This is a genomic window from Oscillibacter valericigenes (assembly GCF_016902445.1).
Classification (GTDB): domain Bacteria; phylum Bacillota; class Clostridia; order Oscillospirales; family Oscillospiraceae; genus Oscillibacter; species Oscillibacter avistercoris.
The window spans coordinates 18,381-33,666 of record NZ_JACSNX010000026.1 but is presented as its reverse complement, the minus strand read 5'-3'; the positions used below and the strand labels follow the sequence as shown (position 1 = coordinate 33,666).

The following is a 15,286-nucleotide window of genomic DNA, read 5'->3' as shown; positions in this document are numbered from 1 at the left end:
CCCCCATTCTCTTTTTGGTCTTGCCCAAAAAGAGAATGCGCCGCGCCCGGTGGAAGAGAAAAAGGCGCTAAGCGCGCTCCGGTGCAGTGGCCCTCCGCGCGCGACGGGGTCGGCGTATCGGTGCAAGCGCCGATTTTGCCCGGTCTTCGGGCACGCTTGGGTCTTCTGCGAGTTTGCAGCTGCCGTCCCGTGCTGGATGATGCCGATGGCGTCGGGGTGGTTATCGCATGGAATTGCGTCTCTTTTCGCTGCCGCTCTCCTGGCAGTTCGGGGAAGCCCGGAGGTCAACCTGTAGGGGCGGTTATCAACCGCCCGCCGCGCCGGGGCCCGGGCGGTCGCGGGGCTTGTGCCATCAGTAGTCGAGGATGATTTTGCGGCACTTGGTGCAGCGGAAGGCGGGGATATAAGGCGGCGTAATGAGCGGGCTGTCCTGCTTGCTCAAATGCTCTGCATCCCTGGACAAGTCCGGCGGTCCGGCTTTCCGGGGCTTTGGCAGCCAATAGATCCCATAGTTGCTTTGCAGAGCGCCGCTCTCCATTTCCGCGCCGCAGAAAGGACAATTCAAACGAATCTCCTCCTCTTTCGATACCCGCAGGAAAGGGGCCCGGGAAAACCAAGGGTTTTCCCAGTTCTTTCGCCAGCGGCGAAAGAAGATATTGCGATCATTTTCGGCAGGACATGCGCCTGCCGAAAATTCCCCGACCCAGGCGCCTTGGGCGCCGTTCACCAGTGACCGATGTCACTGGTGGTGGGGGAGGTCGAGGGGGAGCAGGCTCCCCCTCGAGAGGATCAATACTTCCGGGCGTCCTTCACATGAGCCAGGTGATCCTTGTAAGCGGCGACGTTCTCAGCCCGCTCGGACACCTCCGTGTCGCCCACGCGCCACCAGGAGCCGTAGCCGTCGGTCATGGTCTTGGGCAGCACCTTGATGTCGAACAGCACCGGGCGGTTCTTCACCTTCTTGGCGTCCTCGAAGGCCGCCACCAGTTCCTCCATGGTGCGGATGGAGTAGCTCTTGCAGCCGTAGCCCTCCGCCACCTTGGCGTAGTCGATGTTCAGGAAGTCGCCGAACAGGCCGTCCTTGTTGCGGTACCGCAGCTCCGTGCACAGCGTCACGTTGCCGTGGCCCACCTGCAGGTTGTTGATGCAGCCGAAGGAGGCGTTGTCGAACAGGCAGATGTTGATCTTCTTGTGCTCCATGACGGCGGTCACCAGCTCGCCGTGGAGCATGTTGAAGCTGCCGTCGCCGCACATGGCGTAGACTTCCCGCTTGTCGCCGATGGCCAGCTTCACGCCCAGGGCGCCGGCGATCTCATAGCCCATGGTGGAGTAGCCGTACTCCATGTTGTAGCAGTCGATGCCGGTGGGCCGCCACATCCGCTGCATGTCGCCGGGCAGGGAGCCGGCGGCGCCGATGGCCACGTCGCCCTCGCTCATCATGGCGTTGATGGCGCCCAGCACGGTGGTCTGGCACAGGCCCGCGTCCAGGTCCTTGGCGAACCGCTTGGCGGAGTCGGCGTTGGCGTCGTTGATGATGGGCTTCCAGCTCTTCTTGTCCTCAAAGGTGATGTGGTCCAGGCGCTCCAGCTCCTTGGCCCACTTCTCCCGGGCGGCGGTCACCTCGGTGGTGTAGGGGGCCTTGTAGCCGTCCAGCTTTGCAAGCAGCCGGGGCAGGGCGTCCTTGGCGTCGGCCACCACGGGCACGGCGTCCATCTTCAATGCCTGGAACTCAGACACGTTGATGTTGACGAACTTGCAGGTGTCCTTGAACAGCCACTTGGAGGAGGTGGTGAAATCGGTGTACCGGGTGCCCACGCCGATGACCACGTCCGCCTTCTTGGCAATGTCGTTGGCGGCGGAGCAGCCGGTGACGCCCAGGCCGCCCAGGTTCAGGGGGTGGGTCCACTCGATGGCGCTCTTGCCCGCCTGGGTCTCACCGAAGGGGATGCCGGTGGCCTCCGCGAAGGCCCGGAACTCGTCGTGGGCCTCGGAGTAGCGGACGCCGCCGCCGCAGACCAGCATGGGCCGCTTGGCCTTCTTGATGACCTCCGCCGCGTCGTTCAGGGCCGCCTCGGTGGCGGGACGGCGCTCCAGCCGCCAGACGCGCTTCTTGAAGAAGCTCTCGGGATAATCATAGGCCTCGCCCTCCACGTCCTGGGGCATGGCGATGCAGACGGCGCCGGTGTTGGCGGGGTCGGTCAGCACCCGGAAGGCGGAGATCATGGCGCTCATCAGCTGCTCGGGCCGGACGATCCGGTCCCAGTAGCGGCAGACGGCCTTGAAGGCGTCGTTGGTGGAGATGGAGAGGTTGTGGGTCTGCTCCACCTGCTGGAGCACGGGGTCCGGCTGGCGGCAGGCGTACACGTCGCCGGGCAGCACCAGCAGGGGGATGTTGTTGGCGGTGGCGGTGCCGCAGGCGGTGACCATGTTGGCGGCGCCGGGGCCCACGGAGGAGGTGGCCACGCAGATCTGCTTGCGCTTCATCTGCTTGGCGAAGGCCACGGCCGCCTGGGCCATGCCCTGCTCGTTCTGGCCGTGCCAGACCTCCAGGTGCTTGGCCTCCTGGCTCAGGGCCTGGCCCAGACCCACCACGTTGCCGTGGCCGGGGATGATGAACACGCCCCGGACGAAGCGGTTCTGGACGCCGTCCACTTCGATATACTGGTTCTCAAGGAAACGGACCAGGGCCTGGGCCATGGTCAAACGAACGGTTTTCATGGGGTGATTTACCTCCTGTCAGTGATTGGGATAGATGTGGTCGTTGGCATCCGCCTTCCACAGCCAGGCGTGCTCCGGATCGTCGATGCGGGTCTTGTCCCAGGGATCCCCGTCCAGATGCCGGATGCCCCAGGCGTAGCACATGGCGTAGCCCGGCGCGGCGGTCTGGGAGTGGAAGCCGTGGTTGATGACGGCGCAGCCGTTGTGCTGGGTCTTGAAGATCTCGCCGTTGGCGAAGCCAGCGCCGAAGCCGTCGGGATAGTCGAAGCGGTAGAAGTAGACCTCCGGCTGGGGATGGTGATGGGGCGGATAGGAGCTCCACTTGCCGGGCAGGTTCAGCACCTCGCCCAGGACCATCTTGGAGAAGGGGGCGTTGTCCAGATCGAAGAAGGTCTTGATCTCCCGGGACATGCAGCCCATCAGCTCGCCGTTAAAGCCCTTGTGCTCCACCTGGACGGTGTCCGGGGTGTACATGACGGCCTCATAGGGGGTCTCGTTGACGGTGGCCTGGATATACAGCTCACTGTGGGCCTTGGCGGTGATGGTCACCTTGGTGCCGCAGCCGGCCAGCAGGCAGTAGGCGTCGTGATGGAAGCAGTCGGGCCGGTCGGCCTCCACCTTCTTCCCACCCCACTCGTAGGTGACGCTGCCGGAAAACAGAAGGATCGCCACCTCTTTTTTGGCGTCGTCATAGACGTAGGTATCCCCCGCCTCCATCAGCAGCAGGCCCACGTCCATCTGGGTGCCCATGTCGTCCACGCTGGAGTCGATATAGGCGTTGTACCCATTCTTCAGCTCGGCATTCTTGTTCATATAGGCCATTGGAGTCATCTCCTAAATAAAAGATTACAGCTCAAATCGCAGGAAAACCCCGCCCCTCATTCCGCCGCAGCCGCAGGAAAAGGGGCTAGGGAAAAACCTGGGTTTTTCCCAGTTCGTTCGCCGCCGGCGAACGAAAAATTCTCAACCATTTTCGGCAGGACATGCGCCTGCCGAAAATACATTGACCCGTGCGCCCTGGGCGCACACACCAGTCCGCAGACTGGTGAGGGGGGAGGTCGAGGGGGGACGCAGTCCCCCTTCGAATTAGAGCCCGGTGTGCTCCCGGATGTACTTCCGGGCCTTCATGGCGTACTCCAGGGGATTGGCCTTGGCGGGGTCCTGCTCGGCCTCCACCAGCAGCCAGCCCTGATAGCCGGCGTCCGCCAGGACCTTGAACACAGGGTCGAAGTCCACGCCGCCGTCGCCGGGGACGGTGAAGGCGCCGTTGCGGACGGCCTGCAGGAAGGACCAGTTGTTCTTCCGGGCCTCCTCGACGACAGGCAGCCGCATGTCCTTCAGATGGACGTGGCCCACCCGGTCCACATACTTCTTCAGCATGGCCAGGGGATCCTCGCCGGCGAAGGTGAAGTGGCCGGTGTCATAGCAGAGGAACACATACCGGGGGTCGGTGTTGGCCATCATGCGGTCCGTCTCCTCGCTGGTCTGGACCACGGTGCCCATGTGGTGGTGGAAGCACAGCTTGAAGCCCCGGTCGGCGGCGATCTTGCCCAGCTTGTTGAGGCCGTCGCAGAAGCGGTCCCACTCGGCGTCGTCCATCACGTGCTTGTGGCCGCCGGTGAGGATGGGCACATCCACCTTGCCCTGGATGGACCAGCTCTGCTCGCTGACGTTGATGCGGTTGGCGCCCACGGCGGCCAGGAAGTCCAGGTTGGCGATGAAGTCCTTCTCCTCCTCCTCGAAGGGGCGGGTCAGGATAAAGGAAGAATACCAGCGGCTGGCGATGCGCATGCCCCGCAGGTCCAGGGCCTTCTTCAGCTCCGCCGGGTCCTTGGGATACTTGTTGCCGATCTCGCAGCCGGTGAAGCCCGCCAGGGCCATCTCGCTGACCGTCTGCTGGAAGGTGTTCTCACCGCCCAGCTCCGGCATGTCGTCGTTGCACCAGCCGATGGGTGCGATGCCCAGGAACACATTTTTCTGGTCGAACATTGGAATTTCCCCCTTGTTGAAATGTAGGTTCTTCCGCCAGCGGCCCCGGTGCGCCGGGCCCGCGCGATTTGGAAACTTCTCTCTTCTCTGTGTCCGTTCACACAAACGCAGAAAGCAGTCACGCAATGCTTTGCGTGCTCTTCTTTAAGGTATCATTTTTTACAAAAAAAATCAATGTCTTTTCCGGGCCGGCCGGTATTTTTTCTATTTTAGCCAAACCGGCCCGCCGGTTTTGTGGATATCGCAGTATGGGGCGGCAGGATGGAAAAAGGCCCCGCTCCGAAAGGAGCGGGGCCTTGCCTGCTTAGGAGTCAGAGATTAGGCATCTCTGTTAAGTGCTGGCGCCGGTATAGACAATGGTAAAGGTCTCGTCACCGCAGGTAATCTGATAGTTGTTGGCAGCAATCAGATTGTCGGAAACATCGATTCTTCCGGTATCGCTACCAGCAGAAACCGTAACGGTGAACGTGCCAATATCCACATAACCGTTGTCTCTCAGGATAGACAGCGTCACTTCATAGTCGGTGTTCTCCTCAGCGTTGCCGTCGAGATACACGCCGATGTATCCGGTCGTCGCACTCAGGGCAATGTGATCCAGGTCGCCATACTCGTCGCCGTCATCAATGCTGGTGTCGCGGGCGCTGCTCTTGACCGCCACGAAGACGATCTCGCCGTCCTCCACGAAGACGTCAGCGGTGACCGTGCCGCGGTTGATGGCGCTGGACAGGGCGCTGGCGGACTCGATGTCGCCGGAGTACAGGGAGTTGTTCTTATCGCTGGTGCTCCGGGTGTCGATGACCACAGCGTCAGCGAAGGAGATGGCGTCGAAGCGGTTGTCGGCGCTGGTAATCAGGTAATTGTACACCTCGTCAAAGTTTACGTCTTCGGCCGCAACGTTATCGGTTTCGTCTTCCACGTCTTCGTTGCTTCCGAGGAAGTCCACTTCATCATCGTCGAGGGTGTAGACGTCGTCCTCGTCCACCTCATAGGTGTAGAAGCCACGTGCGCTGCGGTTGGTGATGTTCTCATCACTGATAACCAGGTCTTCCGCCAGGCTCATGTCTTCCATGAAGTACAGGTCGACCTCGTAGTTGCCGCTGCCAACAGCGTTGTTTGCGTCGTCGGCCAGATAGACCACGTCGCTGCTGCTGGCGCCGCCCTTCAGGTCGCTGGCCGCATACACCACAAACACGGCGTCACGGTCATCGTCCTTGAAGATGACGAAGACGGTCAGGTTCTCGGAAGAGCCGCTGGAGGGAGAATCCTCATCATAAGCCTTTGCGGCCATGGGGCCGGTGCTGAAGCTGACGTCCAGGGAATCATCCGTCTGCGCCTGATCGACGCCGATGGAGGTGGTGGTCTCCTCATCCAGATACAGGCGGGTTACGTCAGATATCTCAGTCTCCACCTCGTCACCATCGTCATCTTCCAGATAATCATAGGTTGTCACATCGCTCAGCCGAATGGTGGAGGAAGAGCTGGTGACGTCGTCATCCAGCGGGCCCATGGTCACGGAATAGCCGTCCTGGCCGCGATAGGCCTCGCCGTCGTACTCGTCGTCGTCCTCTTCCAGAACGTACAGGTCGTTCACGTAGAAGAAACCATTCTCGGCTAGGGTGTGATCGCTATCATTATTCTCGATGACGTCGCTGTCGGCCAGCCGCAGGTCGACTTCAGAGCCGTCCACCAGGGAGACAGCCTCGGCGTAATATCTGGTGCGGCCGCCGGTGGTCTCTTTGTAGACCATATTCACGTAGTACACGTCATCCAGGGAGGCGGAGGCGTCGCCGTCCACGGCCAGGACATAGCCCTCGGCGGACAGGTAGATAGTGTACTCCTCGTCGAAGTCCACTTCATCAGTTGTGCTAAGACCGGTCATCTGGCCGGCGTACTCGTACCGGGTGCCGTCGATGGTGATGGTGCCGTCGGTCACCTGAGACGCCTTGTCGGTCTTGTCAGTGGAATAGGTCTCCACCGTGCGGGCGGAAGTCGGGGTGCCGGTGACAGACTCCATGATGTAGCTGTCCAGGATCACGTCGCTGTCGTCAGCGGAGATGGCCACGGCCAGGACGGTGCCCTCGGTATAGTTGCTGTTGTAACCGGTCAGGACCTCGTCGCTGTCATCGTAGTTGTCGTACCAGGTGCCCAGGCTGCCGTCGTCGATGTCCACCAGCTCCAGGGCGACGCTGGCGCCGTTGTTCTCGTGGGTGGAGGACAGATCCTCATCCACAGTGTCGATCTTGGCGTAGGTGTAGGAGCGGATGACGATGGTGTCCACCTCGTTGTCATCGTTCTCATAGGCCTCGATGATGTCGCCCTTGCCGGCCGGATACTCGTCGCGGTTGGAGGAATAGGTCCCCAGATCCTTGCCGTTGTAGAACACATCGGCGTTGCTCAGCACGTCGCTGGCGGAGTAGTCCAGGCAGGCATCGTCCGTGACCAGGGTCGCCAGGTCATCGTCGGTGTCGCCCACCACGTAAGTGGCGTCGGCGTCGTTGGCGTAGGTGCCCAGCTCATCGCCGTCATAGGTCCAGGTGGTGGCGGGGCGGCCGAAGTCGTCGGTGTCGTCCTCGGCTTCCAGATCCCGGAAGTACCGCTCGGCGAACTGCATCAGGCCGTCGTCCTCGATGTTGCCGTCAGAGCTGGTGCTGTTGGAGACGTCGGAGTAGTCGCCCTGGCTGGAGATGGTGATGTCGCCGACAGTCACGGTGCTGTTGTCGCTGTACTCCACCATGGTGGCCTTCAGGGTGTTGAAGGCATACAGGCAGGCCTCCTGCCGGGTCACGGCCTGGGAGCCCACGAAGTCGTCGTTGCCGTCGTTCAGCTCGATGCCCACGGCCTGCTTGATGACGTTCACGGTCCAGTTGGCGCCGGTGTAGCCTTCCTTGTCGCTGTCATAGCCCAGAGCGCCCAGCAGCATCTTCATAAAGGCGTTGCCGCTCAGCGTGTCCGTGGGACGGAACGTGCCGTCGGCATAGCCGCTGATGATGCCCTGCTGAGAGCAGTAGGTGATGTAGCCCGCGAACGTGTTGGTGGTGGGCACATCCACAAAGGGGGCGGAGCTGGCGCTCAGCGCGTCAGCAGTGGTGGGGCCCAGGATCAGGTTGCAGATGATCTTGGCGGCCGCACCGCGGGTCAGGGCTTCGTCCGGGCCGAAGGTGCCGTCGGAATAGCCGTCGACGATCCCCATGCCCGCAATGACGGTAACCGCTTCCTGATAGGTGATGTCACCGTCATCGTCGAAGTCCGTGGCGCCTGCGCTGACAGTGACCAGAGACAGGGCCATCGTCAGAGCAAGCACCAGTGAAAGGAACTTCTTCATTCGGATTTCTCCTCCTTTTGAAAATTTGCGTTCCGGCGGAGCGGCCCCCGGCAGGGTCTGGAGTTCGTGCGGGGGCTAGCCAACCAACAGGCGTTGGCCTGCACCAACCGAAGAGCCGGCCGCTGACTGTCCCGCCGTCCGCAAGGCCAATGTACGGGAAAAAAGTGCCGGTGTCCAGCGTTTCGGCGGCCTTTTAATCCAATTGAAAAACGGCGGACAAACCGCCCCGGCAGCCATGTTTTGCCATCGTAACATTCCCCTGACCGCGCAAAAAAGAGGAGCGGGCCGACCGGTCCGCTCCCCCTTTCCCTCCTTCACAGGATGGCCTTTTCCTCCACAGGCAGCGCATACCGCTGCCCTGTCCGCACCAGCCGCCCCGCCTCCACCATGTGCTTCAGGATCAGGGCGCACTGGCGGTCCCCGATGTGCAGCAGGGCTGCCAGATCCTGGCGGTAGGCCGGGCCGGACTGGGTCAAAAACTCCCGGATGACGCCGTACTGCTCCTCCGGGGGGACCACCTGGCCGGCGGGGTAGTATTTCGTCCCCACCCGCACCAGGCGGCCGGACGCCGTCAGCTGCCGCAGCCGCTCATAGGCCGCCACCTTGGAAAGGCCCAGGATGGACATGGCCTCGCTACGGGAGATGGCCCCCTTTTCCGCCGCGTAGACCAGCAGGCGGGCGTCCTCGCCCTCCCGCCGCTCCTCCCGGCACAGATCCCCCAGGCTGACCGTCTCCAGCCCGCCCCGGATCAGCGCCGTCCGCACCAGCTTGGACAGCCGGGGCTGATCGATGGGCCGCCGGGAATTGGGGGCCAGCAGCACATGGGGGTCGTCCCCCTCCCGGCGGCGGTTCTGGGCGGTCCGCAGCAGCCGCCGCAGCGTGATGCCCAGCGTCAGATCCCGGTCCGGCAGATGGATGACTCCCCGGTCCAGGTCCACCTGGCTCCAGGTCAGGGCCACGATCTCCCGGGCCTGCATCCCCAGCTTCCAGCTCATCCACAGGGCCAGCCCCACCGGGGAGCTGCCCTCCGTCTGCAGGAGCTTCCACAGGAGGAAGGCGTCCACCTCCGTCCTGCGCCCCGCCGTCTTCCGCCGCCCCTCCGGCAGATAGCCGGAAAAGCAGGCGTAGAGCGTGTTGACGGCAATGCCGCTGATCCGGGCCACATAGGGCCAGTCGTGCTGCTCCAGCTGGCGGATGATGAAGTCGTGGCGCAGGTCCATCAGGCTGATGCCGCCCAGGCCCGCCTGATCCAGGGCCGTCCTGGCCAGGCGGGAGATGGATTCCGGTGGCATCTGCCGGCGGAGCCGGTCAGAGATCACCACGAAGGGCGAGACCGTCCCCTGCCGCTCGAAGCGCAGCCGCAGGCAGGTCTCCGTCTCCCGGTCCAGAGGCACGGCCCGGTCCTGCAGACAGAGCTGGTGGTCCGGAAAGGAGACGTCGTCCCATGTGAGGCGCTGGATCTCCTCCCGGGTCAGCCCCTGCCGCCAGGCCAGGCGGAGGATCAGTCCCGCAGCTGTTTTTTCTGCTCTGCCAGCAGGCGGCTCATCGCCGCCTCATCCGGCCGTCTGATGGTGTTCTTCCCCACAGTCGTCTCCTCAATGCCGGGGACACGCAGCGGCAAGCCCAATGTTACGCCTTCGGTACATACCGCCTGAACCGCGCCCTGTTCCCCCCGTGTCTGCCTGTCTCGCCGGACCACCTGTCCCCCGCTGCCGCGGGGCTTACATCGCTTCCCCGCTCTGCCCGGGCTGCGCCTTCCATGCCCGAAGTCCCCGGATGATCAGGTCTCGAAGCATCTCTCCCTGTGTGCTGTCGGCATAGCGGCCGTCCTTTGCCGCAGCCAGCTCCAGCGCCATTTCCCGGGATGGGGAAATCGTGATCCGTCTGTGTTCTTGCTCCATATAAACAGCTCCTTTCCAGTGACTGTTGGTGGTTAAGTGAATTAGTGAACCAATTTAATCTATTATAGTGGTTCACTGAACCAATGTTAAGAGGTTCCAGTTTCTGGTCTCTTTACACCGGTGGTTCACTCGTGTATAATGGACTCCGAGGTGATAAGGATGGCGACAGACAGACCGCGTTACACGGTATCCGTGGACAATGAGCTGTTTCAGCAGATTGAGGATTTCCGATTTGAACACCGTTTTCAAACCCGTTCAGAGGCGACGGTGGAGCTGATCCGTCTGGGACTGGAGGCCCTGAAGAAAGAGCAGGCCGCCCAGAAGCAGGAGGAGGCGCTCCGCCGGGATCCGCCCGCCGGCGGCCCCGGGTCTGATGATAGCTCTGCTGGCTGAAACGGTCCTGAGCGCACCGGCTTTTCCGAACGATCCGGGCAAAAAAAGCGGCTGCCCTGCGGCAGCCGCCCTGCGTAAAAACAACCATCCCCCTTCCCGCGGTGCGGGAAGGGGGATGGCTGTATCCTGTTTTTCAGACGGCCCGGCTCACGCCCGGTCTGCCGCCAGCAGCTCCAGCGCCCGGCGGATCCCATCGGCAAAGGCCCGGTGCCCCTCCGGGGAGAAGTGGACCCCGTCAAAGAGCAGGGAGACGCCCCACTGCCCCGCGTCTGCAAAGGCGGTGCCCTGTTCCGCCGCCAGACGGCGGCAGCAGTCCGCCAGCCGGGCGGACTCCCGCAGCAGCCGCTCCTCCCCCACCCAGGTGCCGGGCACCATGGGCGGCGGGGCGATCAGCAGCACGGAGGATGCCGGCCGGACAGCCGTCAGGGCCTCCAGACAGCTCTGCATGCGGACGGTCACATCCTCCGCCGTGAACCAGGCATTGGCCAGCAGATCGTTGGTGCCCAGCATCACCGCCGTGACATCCGCCCGGCCGGACAGCCGGGCCAGCTCCGCCAGATCTCCGGGCCGGGCGGGGATCTCCCGGCCGTTTTGTCCTTCCTCCAGGATCGTCCAGCCGGTCTTGCGGGCCAGCAGGCCCGTCCACCGCACGTCCGCCGGATACCGCTCCCCCAGCCAGGACCGGGGATCGAAGCCATAGGTGTTGGAATCGCCGTAGCAGAGGACCGTCATTGCGGGATCTCCCTTCTCCCCCTGCGGCAGGGTGCTTCCCTGAGGGTAAGTACCTTACCGGAATGTGGGTACTTGTTTTTTCTCCTGCCCATTTTATAATGGGGATGGACAAAAGTCCAGCAATCTGGAACGGAGGGATGACCCATGAAAAAGGACCTGGGCGTGAAGCCCTATACATTCCCCATGCCCGTGCTGATGATCGCCACCTACGGCGCCGACGGCACGGTGGACGTGATGAACATGGCCTGGGGCGGTGTGTGCGCTGAGAACATGGTGGCACTGAACATCGACGAGGACCACAAGACGGCGGAGAACATCAAGGCCCGGGGCGCCTTCACCCTGAGCATTGCCGACATCCCCCACATCAAGGAGGCGGACTTCTTCGGCATCGCCACCGGCAACAAGATGCCGGACAAATTCGCCCGCAGCGGCCTCCACGCCGTCAGGAGCGAAAAGGTGGACGCTCCTGTGGTGGAGGAGTTTCCGCTGATTCTGGAGTGCAGGGTGGCAGAGTGCCAGCACACTGCCTACGGCTTCCGGGTGCTGGGCGAGATCGTGGGCGTCCTGGCGGAGGAAGCCGTGCTGGATGAGAAGGGCCGGGTGGTGCCCTCCCGCCTCAACGCCTTTGTCTTCGACCAGTTCCAGGCAGGCTACTACGCCATCGGCGAGAAGGTGGGCCGGGCCTGGCACACCGGCGCGGAGCTGGCAAAATAAGATCAGCTGCACCCGGCGGCATCCTTTTCGAGGGATGCCGCCGGGATTTTTGGGGCTTCCGCCGCAAAGGCGGCCCTTACCGGCTTGCTTTTCCCCCTGAACCGCGGTATGATACGGGAAGCGAGACACGGGCCGGATGCGGCCCTATCTGAGAGAAAGGACTGTTTTCCCTTGAATTTCTATGTGGATCTGTTTCTGACCTTCGCCAAGGTGGGCGTCTGCACCTTCGGCGGCGGGTACGCCATGCTGCCCATCCTGCAGCGGGAGGTGGTGGAGAAAAAGCACTGGGTGACGGACGAGGCCATCACCGATTACTACGCCCTGGGCCAGTGCACGCCGGGCATCATCGCCGTGAACACCTCCGTGTTCATCGGCCACCAGCTGCGGAAGATCCCCGGCGGCATCGTGGCAGCCCTGGGAGTGGTGTTCCCCAGCTTCGTGGTCATCACCATCATCGCCGCCTTCCTGGCCAATTTTTCCGACTATCCGGCGGTGCAGCACGCTCTTGCGGGCATCAATGCCGTGGTGGTGGCTCTGATCCTCTCCAGTGTGCTGAAGCTGGGCAAGACCACCCTGAAGAACGCCCCCTCCCTGTGCGTCTTTCTGGGGGTGCTGGTCCTGGGTGAGCTGGCCGGTCTGCTGGACCTTCCCGCTGACTCTGCGGCAGGCTCGGTGCTGAATCTGCTGGCCAATCCTGCCGTGCTGGTGGTGCTGGCCGGCATCGCGGGCTGGCTGCTGTTCCGGACGAAGAACCGGGGGAAGGAGGATGCGGCATGATCCTTCTTCAGCTGTTCTATGAATTCTTCAAGACCGGCCTGTTCTCCATCGGCGGCGGCATGGCCACCATTCCCTTCCTCCAGCACATGGGGGAGGAGACCGGCTGGTTCACCAACCAGGACCTGACCACCATGATCGCCGTGTCCGAGTCCACCCCCGGCCCCCTGGGCGTCAACATGGCCACCTACGTGGGCTATGAGACTGCAGGCGTCCCCGGCGCCCTGCTGGCCACGCTGGGCGTCATTACGCCGGGCATCATCATTATCCTGGTCATTGCCAGCTTTCTCAGCAAGTTCCGCAACAACCGCAGCGTGGAGGCCGTGTTCTCCGGCCTGCGGCCCGCCTCCACCGCTCTGATCGTGTCCGCAGGGATCACCGTGGCCATTTCCGTGTTTTTTGTGTCCAGCGATCTCTCGCCAGACAGCTTCCCCGCCGTCAAATGGCCGGCGGTGGCCCTGACTGCGGCGGCCTTCGTGCTGATGCAGTGGACACCGCTGAAAAAGCTTCACCCCATCGCGTTCATTGCCGCGGCGGCGGTGATCGGCATCATCTTCCAGTTCTGAACGGAAGTCTTGTGTAAAGGAAGGAGAATCCCCATGCGCAAAGGAGCAAACTTCCTGCGCTGGATCCTGACGGTGTTCATGGTCATCAGCGCCATCGTGTTCTTCCCCTCGGTCTCCTCTGTCCTGTGCCTGCTGTTCGCCGTACTGGCGGCCCCCGTCAAGTCCCTGCAGCGGTTCTGGAAGTATCAGGTCAAACTGCGCGGGGGCGGCAAGGCGCTGCTCATGACGGCGCTGGTCATCGGCGCCGCCCTGACCGCGCCGCTGGAGCCGGCACCGCAGGCCCCGGCAGAGGACGACCGGCAGCAGGAGATCCAGGAGACCGTCCCGGAGGAGCCCGATGCATCCTCCCAGGGCCAGACGGTAAGCCAGGATGCATCTTCAGAGACTGTGCCGGAGGATCTGCAGGCGCCCGCAGAGCAGGCGCCTGTCCCCCCGGCAGAGGAAGCGCCCCAGCCTTCGGCAGAGACCCCGCCGGATATCCCGGAGGCGCCTTCCGAGGAACCCGCCCAGTCCCTTCCGGAGCCGGAGACTCCCGCAGTCTCTGCGCCCCAGGGGCGGACCATCTATGTCACCGCGACCGGAAAGCGGTATCACTACGACAACAACTGCGGCCGGGGCACCTATTATCCCGCCACCATGGAGGAGGCCCTGGCCCGGGGACTGACCCCCTGTGAAAAGTGTGCCGGAGGCTGACAGTGCCCCGGCAGAGCGATGGGGAGGACGCGGGTGATCCGCGTCCTCCCCGTTTTTTCAGGCTGTCTCAGCTGCCGTAATAGCTCTCCAGGGCCCGCCGGGCGTTTTCCAGCGCCTCCTGGATCTCCTGGCTCTGCCGGTGAAGGTCGTCCGCCCGCTGCCGGGCCTGTTCCGCCGCCTCCTGGGCCTCTCGGATCTCATTCTGCCGGGCGATCTCCCCGCCTGCAAAAACTCCGATGCAGGCCACCAGCAGCACGCTCAGCCCCAGTCCCAGCAGACCGGCCTTCTTGATCCCCCTTGCCCGGCAGGGCATATTGCCCCGATAGATCAAATAGAGGATCAGCCCCACCAGCGGAGCCAGAAACGACAGGACATTCAGTCCCGCCTCAGATCGGTCCTCCAGCATAGGCGGGACCTATGAGATCTCCCGGCAGGCAGCACCGCACCGGGGACACACCGCAGCCCCATCTTCCAGCTCCGCACCGCAGTGCGCACAGTATTTCATCCATGCACCGCCTCTCTTCTCCTGATGCATTTATCATAATACATCCCCGGCGATGTGTCTACGATGCTCTTTGCATCGTGTTTTCAGGACATGCCGCCGCAGGTGGGCAGGGCCAAAAAGAAAGACATGACCTGCGGTCATGTCTTTCTTTTCGGAACATCCCAACACGATAGATGCCGCGGCTTCAGGTTTGTTACCAAAACCAAGCCGAAGCCCTGCGTAACGGGTCCGGTCTGGAGAGGAGGAGCGGCGGAATGAGTGAGCGATGACTGTTGTAAAAAAGTCGTCGCGAACGATATGCAGTCCGCGACGACGTGTCATGTGTTGACGAAAAAGATACATCACGGGATGGGGCCCCGCACGGCGGGGCGGCGCGTTTGCGCCGTACAAGCGTTTTGCCGCAGGCGAAACCTTGGCGGAGGGCGAATTTACTTCGCCCGAGCATTTCAATCACCGGAGGGTGAAGGCTGCCTCCGGCCGCCGGGACCCACAAAAAAGGACATCCAGAGGATGTCCTTTTTTGTGGTGACCCGTCGGGGATTCGAACCCCGGACCCACTGCTTAAAAGGCAGTTGCTCTGCCTGCTGAGCTAACGGATCACATGGTATTCTATTGCAGCCGTCCCTCGGGACAGCGGAATGGCCTGGCTGGGACGGCTGGACTCGAACCAGCGGATGAGGGAGTCAAAGTCCCTTGCCTTACCACTTGGCTACGCCCCAATGGGAAGGAAAACAGGGGATCGGGGGTGACCCCGATCCCCTCTTGTCTGGGGTGGGAGATGGGACTCGAACCCACGACACCCGGAACCACAATCCGGTGCTCTAACCAACTGAGCTACACCCACCACATATTGAGAACCTCAACAGGTATCCACAGACGATCTCGACAGGAAGGAGTTGGTACGCCAGAAGGGACTCGAACCCCTGGCCTACTGCTTAGAAGGCAGTTGCTCTATCCAGCTGAGCTACTGGCGCGAATT

General features: G+C 62.6%; 15 protein-coding genes and 4 tRNA genes. 5 read left to right on the top strand and 14 right to left on the bottom strand.

Features of this window, described 5'->3' with window-relative positions; genetic code table 11:
* Nucleotides 1–352: 352 nt before the first annotated feature.
* The 7 genes from H9X91_RS14740 to H9X91_RS12500 form a co-directional block, all read right to left on the bottom strand.
* Complete coding sequence (locus H9X91_RS14740; protein WP_204805482.1) at nucleotides 353–727, bottom strand: PF20097 family protein; 375 nt, start codon at nucleotides 725–727, stop codon at nucleotides 353–355.
* A 62-nt stretch (nucleotides 728–789) separates the two neighbouring features.
* Entirely contained in the window at nucleotides 790–2,718 is a 1,929-nt protein-coding gene (iolD, locus tag H9X91_RS12525; RefSeq protein ID WP_204805481.1) for a 3D-(3,5/4)-trihydroxycyclohexane-1,2-dione acylhydrolase (decyclizing), read from the bottom strand.
* 18 nt (nucleotides 2,719–2,736) lie between these two features.
* Nucleotides 2,737–3,540 carry a 5-deoxy-glucuronate isomerase gene (locus H9X91_RS12520; protein ID WP_204805479.1) on the bottom strand — a complete coding sequence of 268 codons (804 nt, stop codon included), beginning with the start codon at nucleotides 3,538–3,540 and terminating at the stop codon, nucleotides 2,737–2,739.
* Nucleotides 3,541–3,804: 264 nt separating this feature from the next.
* Nucleotides 3,805–4,707, bottom strand: coding sequence for a myo-inosose-2 dehydratase (gene iolE / locus H9X91_RS12515; protein WP_204805476.1), 903 nt, complete (start codon nucleotides 4,705–4,707; stop codon nucleotides 3,805–3,807).
* A gap of 331 nt (nucleotides 4,708–5,038) precedes the next feature.
* Entirely contained in the window at nucleotides 5,039–8,029 is a 2,991-nt protein-coding gene (locus H9X91_RS12510; protein WP_204805474.1) for an S-layer homology domain-containing protein, read from the bottom strand.
* 314 nt (nucleotides 8,030–8,343) lie between these two features.
* Nucleotides 8,344–9,423 carry a site-specific integrase gene (locus tag H9X91_RS12505; RefSeq protein WP_243414544.1) on the bottom strand — a complete coding sequence of 360 codons (1,080 nt, stop codon included), beginning with the start codon at nucleotides 9,421–9,423 and terminating at the stop codon, nucleotides 8,344–8,346.
* 327 nt (nucleotides 9,424–9,750) lie between these two features.
* The gene (locus H9X91_RS12500; RefSeq protein ID WP_204805472.1) at nucleotides 9,751–9,930 is read right to left on the bottom strand and encodes a hypothetical protein; all 180 of its coding nucleotides are present in this window, start codon (nucleotides 9,928–9,930) and stop codon (nucleotides 9,751–9,753) included.
* Between the two features lie 267 nt (nucleotides 9,931–10,197).
* Here H9X91_RS12500 and H9X91_RS14640 point away from each other — a divergent pair, with 267 nt between their 5' ends.
* Nucleotides 10,198–10,323 carry a hypothetical protein gene (locus tag H9X91_RS14640; protein ID WP_275552540.1) on the top strand — a complete coding sequence of 42 codons (126 nt, stop codon included), beginning with the start codon at nucleotides 10,198–10,200 and terminating at the stop codon, nucleotides 10,321–10,323.
* 147 nt (nucleotides 10,324–10,470) lie between these two features.
* Here H9X91_RS14640 and H9X91_RS12490 read toward each other — a convergent pair whose 3' ends face one another.
* Nucleotides 10,471–11,055: a GDSL-type esterase/lipase family protein gene (locus H9X91_RS12490; protein WP_204805469.1), complete on the bottom strand. Its 585-nt coding sequence runs from the start codon at nucleotides 11,053–11,055 to the stop codon at nucleotides 10,471–10,473.
* Nucleotides 11,056–11,199: 144 nt separating this feature from the next.
* Between H9X91_RS12490 and H9X91_RS12485 the strand changes: the two genes are divergently transcribed.
* The 4 genes from H9X91_RS12485 to H9X91_RS12470 all read left to right on the top strand — a co-directional run bounded on the left by H9X91_RS12485 (nucleotide 11,200) and on the right by H9X91_RS12470 (nucleotide 13,802).
* Nucleotides 11,200–11,769 carry a flavin reductase family protein gene (locus H9X91_RS12485; protein ID WP_204805468.1) on the top strand — a complete coding sequence of 190 codons (570 nt, stop codon included), beginning with the start codon at nucleotides 11,200–11,202 and terminating at the stop codon, nucleotides 11,767–11,769.
* 171 nt (nucleotides 11,770–11,940) lie between these two features.
* Nucleotides 11,941–12,546 carry a chromate transporter gene (locus H9X91_RS12480; protein WP_243414543.1) on the top strand — a complete coding sequence of 202 codons (606 nt, stop codon included), beginning with the start codon at nucleotides 11,941–11,943 and terminating at the stop codon, nucleotides 12,544–12,546.
* Nucleotides 12,543–13,109 (top strand): chromate transporter, encoded by a 567-nt coding sequence (locus tag H9X91_RS12475; protein WP_204805466.1) that lies wholly within the window; start codon nucleotides 12,543–12,545, stop codon nucleotides 13,107–13,109. Before H9X91_RS12480 ends, H9X91_RS12475 begins: the two co-directional genes overlap by 4 nt.
* A 33-nt stretch (nucleotides 13,110–13,142) precedes the next feature.
* Nucleotides 13,143–13,802, top strand: a complete 660-nt coding sequence (locus tag H9X91_RS12470) for a hypothetical protein (protein WP_204805465.1) — start codon at nucleotides 13,143–13,145, stop codon at nucleotides 13,800–13,802.
* A gap of 67 nt (nucleotides 13,803–13,869) precedes the next feature.
* On the opposite strand, the gene H9X91_RS12465 is transcribed toward H9X91_RS12470, so the two are convergent.
* The 6 genes from H9X91_RS12465 to H9X91_RS12440 form a co-directional block, all read right to left on the bottom strand.
* Entirely contained in the window at nucleotides 13,870–14,208 is a 339-nt protein-coding gene (locus H9X91_RS12465; protein WP_204805464.1) for a hypothetical protein, read from the bottom strand.
* 9 nt (nucleotides 14,209–14,217) lie between these two features.
* Nucleotides 14,218–14,307: a zinc-ribbon domain-containing protein gene (locus H9X91_RS14815; RefSeq protein ID WP_204805463.1), complete on the bottom strand. Its 90-nt coding sequence runs from the start codon at nucleotides 14,305–14,307 to the stop codon at nucleotides 14,218–14,220.
* A 523-nt stretch (nucleotides 14,308–14,830) separates the two neighbouring features.
* Nucleotides 14,831–14,906 (bottom strand) — tRNA-Lys (locus H9X91_RS12455).
* Between the two features lie 45 nt (nucleotides 14,907–14,951).
* Nucleotides 14,952–15,026: transfer RNA gene (locus tag H9X91_RS12450), tRNA-Gln, on the bottom strand.
* A 48-nt stretch (nucleotides 15,027–15,074) separates the two neighbouring features.
* Nucleotides 15,075–15,151, bottom strand: a tRNA-His gene (locus H9X91_RS12445).
* Between the two features lie 53 nt (nucleotides 15,152–15,204).
* Nucleotides 15,205–15,281 (bottom strand) — tRNA-Arg (locus H9X91_RS12440).
* Nucleotides 15,282–15,286: the final 5 nt, after the last annotated feature.

Coding starts and splice junctions, on each gene's coding strand:
- H9X91_RS12520 (WP_204805479.1), bottom strand. CDS start 3,540: ATGGCCTATATGAACAAGAATGCCGAGCTGAAGAATGGGTACAACGCC.
- H9X91_RS14815 (WP_204805463.1), bottom strand. CDS start 14,307: ATGAAATACTGTGCGCACTGCGGTGCGGAGCTGGAAGATGGGGCTGCG.
- H9X91_RS12510 (WP_204805474.1), bottom strand. CDS start 8,029: ATGAAGAAGTTCCTTTCACTGGTGCTTGCTCTGACGATGGCCCTGTCT.
- H9X91_RS12490 (WP_204805469.1), bottom strand. CDS start 11,055: ATGACGGTCCTCTGCTACGGCGATTCCAACACCTATGGCTTCGATCCC.
- H9X91_RS12475 (WP_204805466.1), top strand. CDS start 12,543: ATGATCCTTCTTCAGCTGTTCTATGAATTCTTCAAGACCGGCCTGTTC.
- H9X91_RS12500 (WP_204805472.1), bottom strand. CDS start 9,930: ATGGAGCAAGAACACAGACGGATCACGATTTCCCCATCCCGGGAAATG.
- H9X91_RS12465 (WP_204805464.1), bottom strand. CDS start 14,208: ATGCTGGAGGACCGATCTGAGGCGGGACTGAATGTCCTGTCGTTTCTG.
- iolD (WP_204805481.1), bottom strand. CDS start 2,718: ATGAAAACCGTTCGTTTGACCATGGCCCAGGCCCTGGTCCGTTTCCTT.
- H9X91_RS12470 (WP_204805465.1), top strand. CDS start 13,143: ATGCGCAAAGGAGCAAACTTCCTGCGCTGGATCCTGACGGTGTTCATG.
- H9X91_RS12485 (WP_204805468.1), top strand. CDS start 11,200: ATGAAAAAGGACCTGGGCGTGAAGCCCTATACATTCCCCATGCCCGTG.
- iolE (WP_204805476.1), bottom strand. CDS start 4,707: ATGTTCGACCAGAAAAATGTGTTCCTGGGCATCGCACCCATCGGCTGG.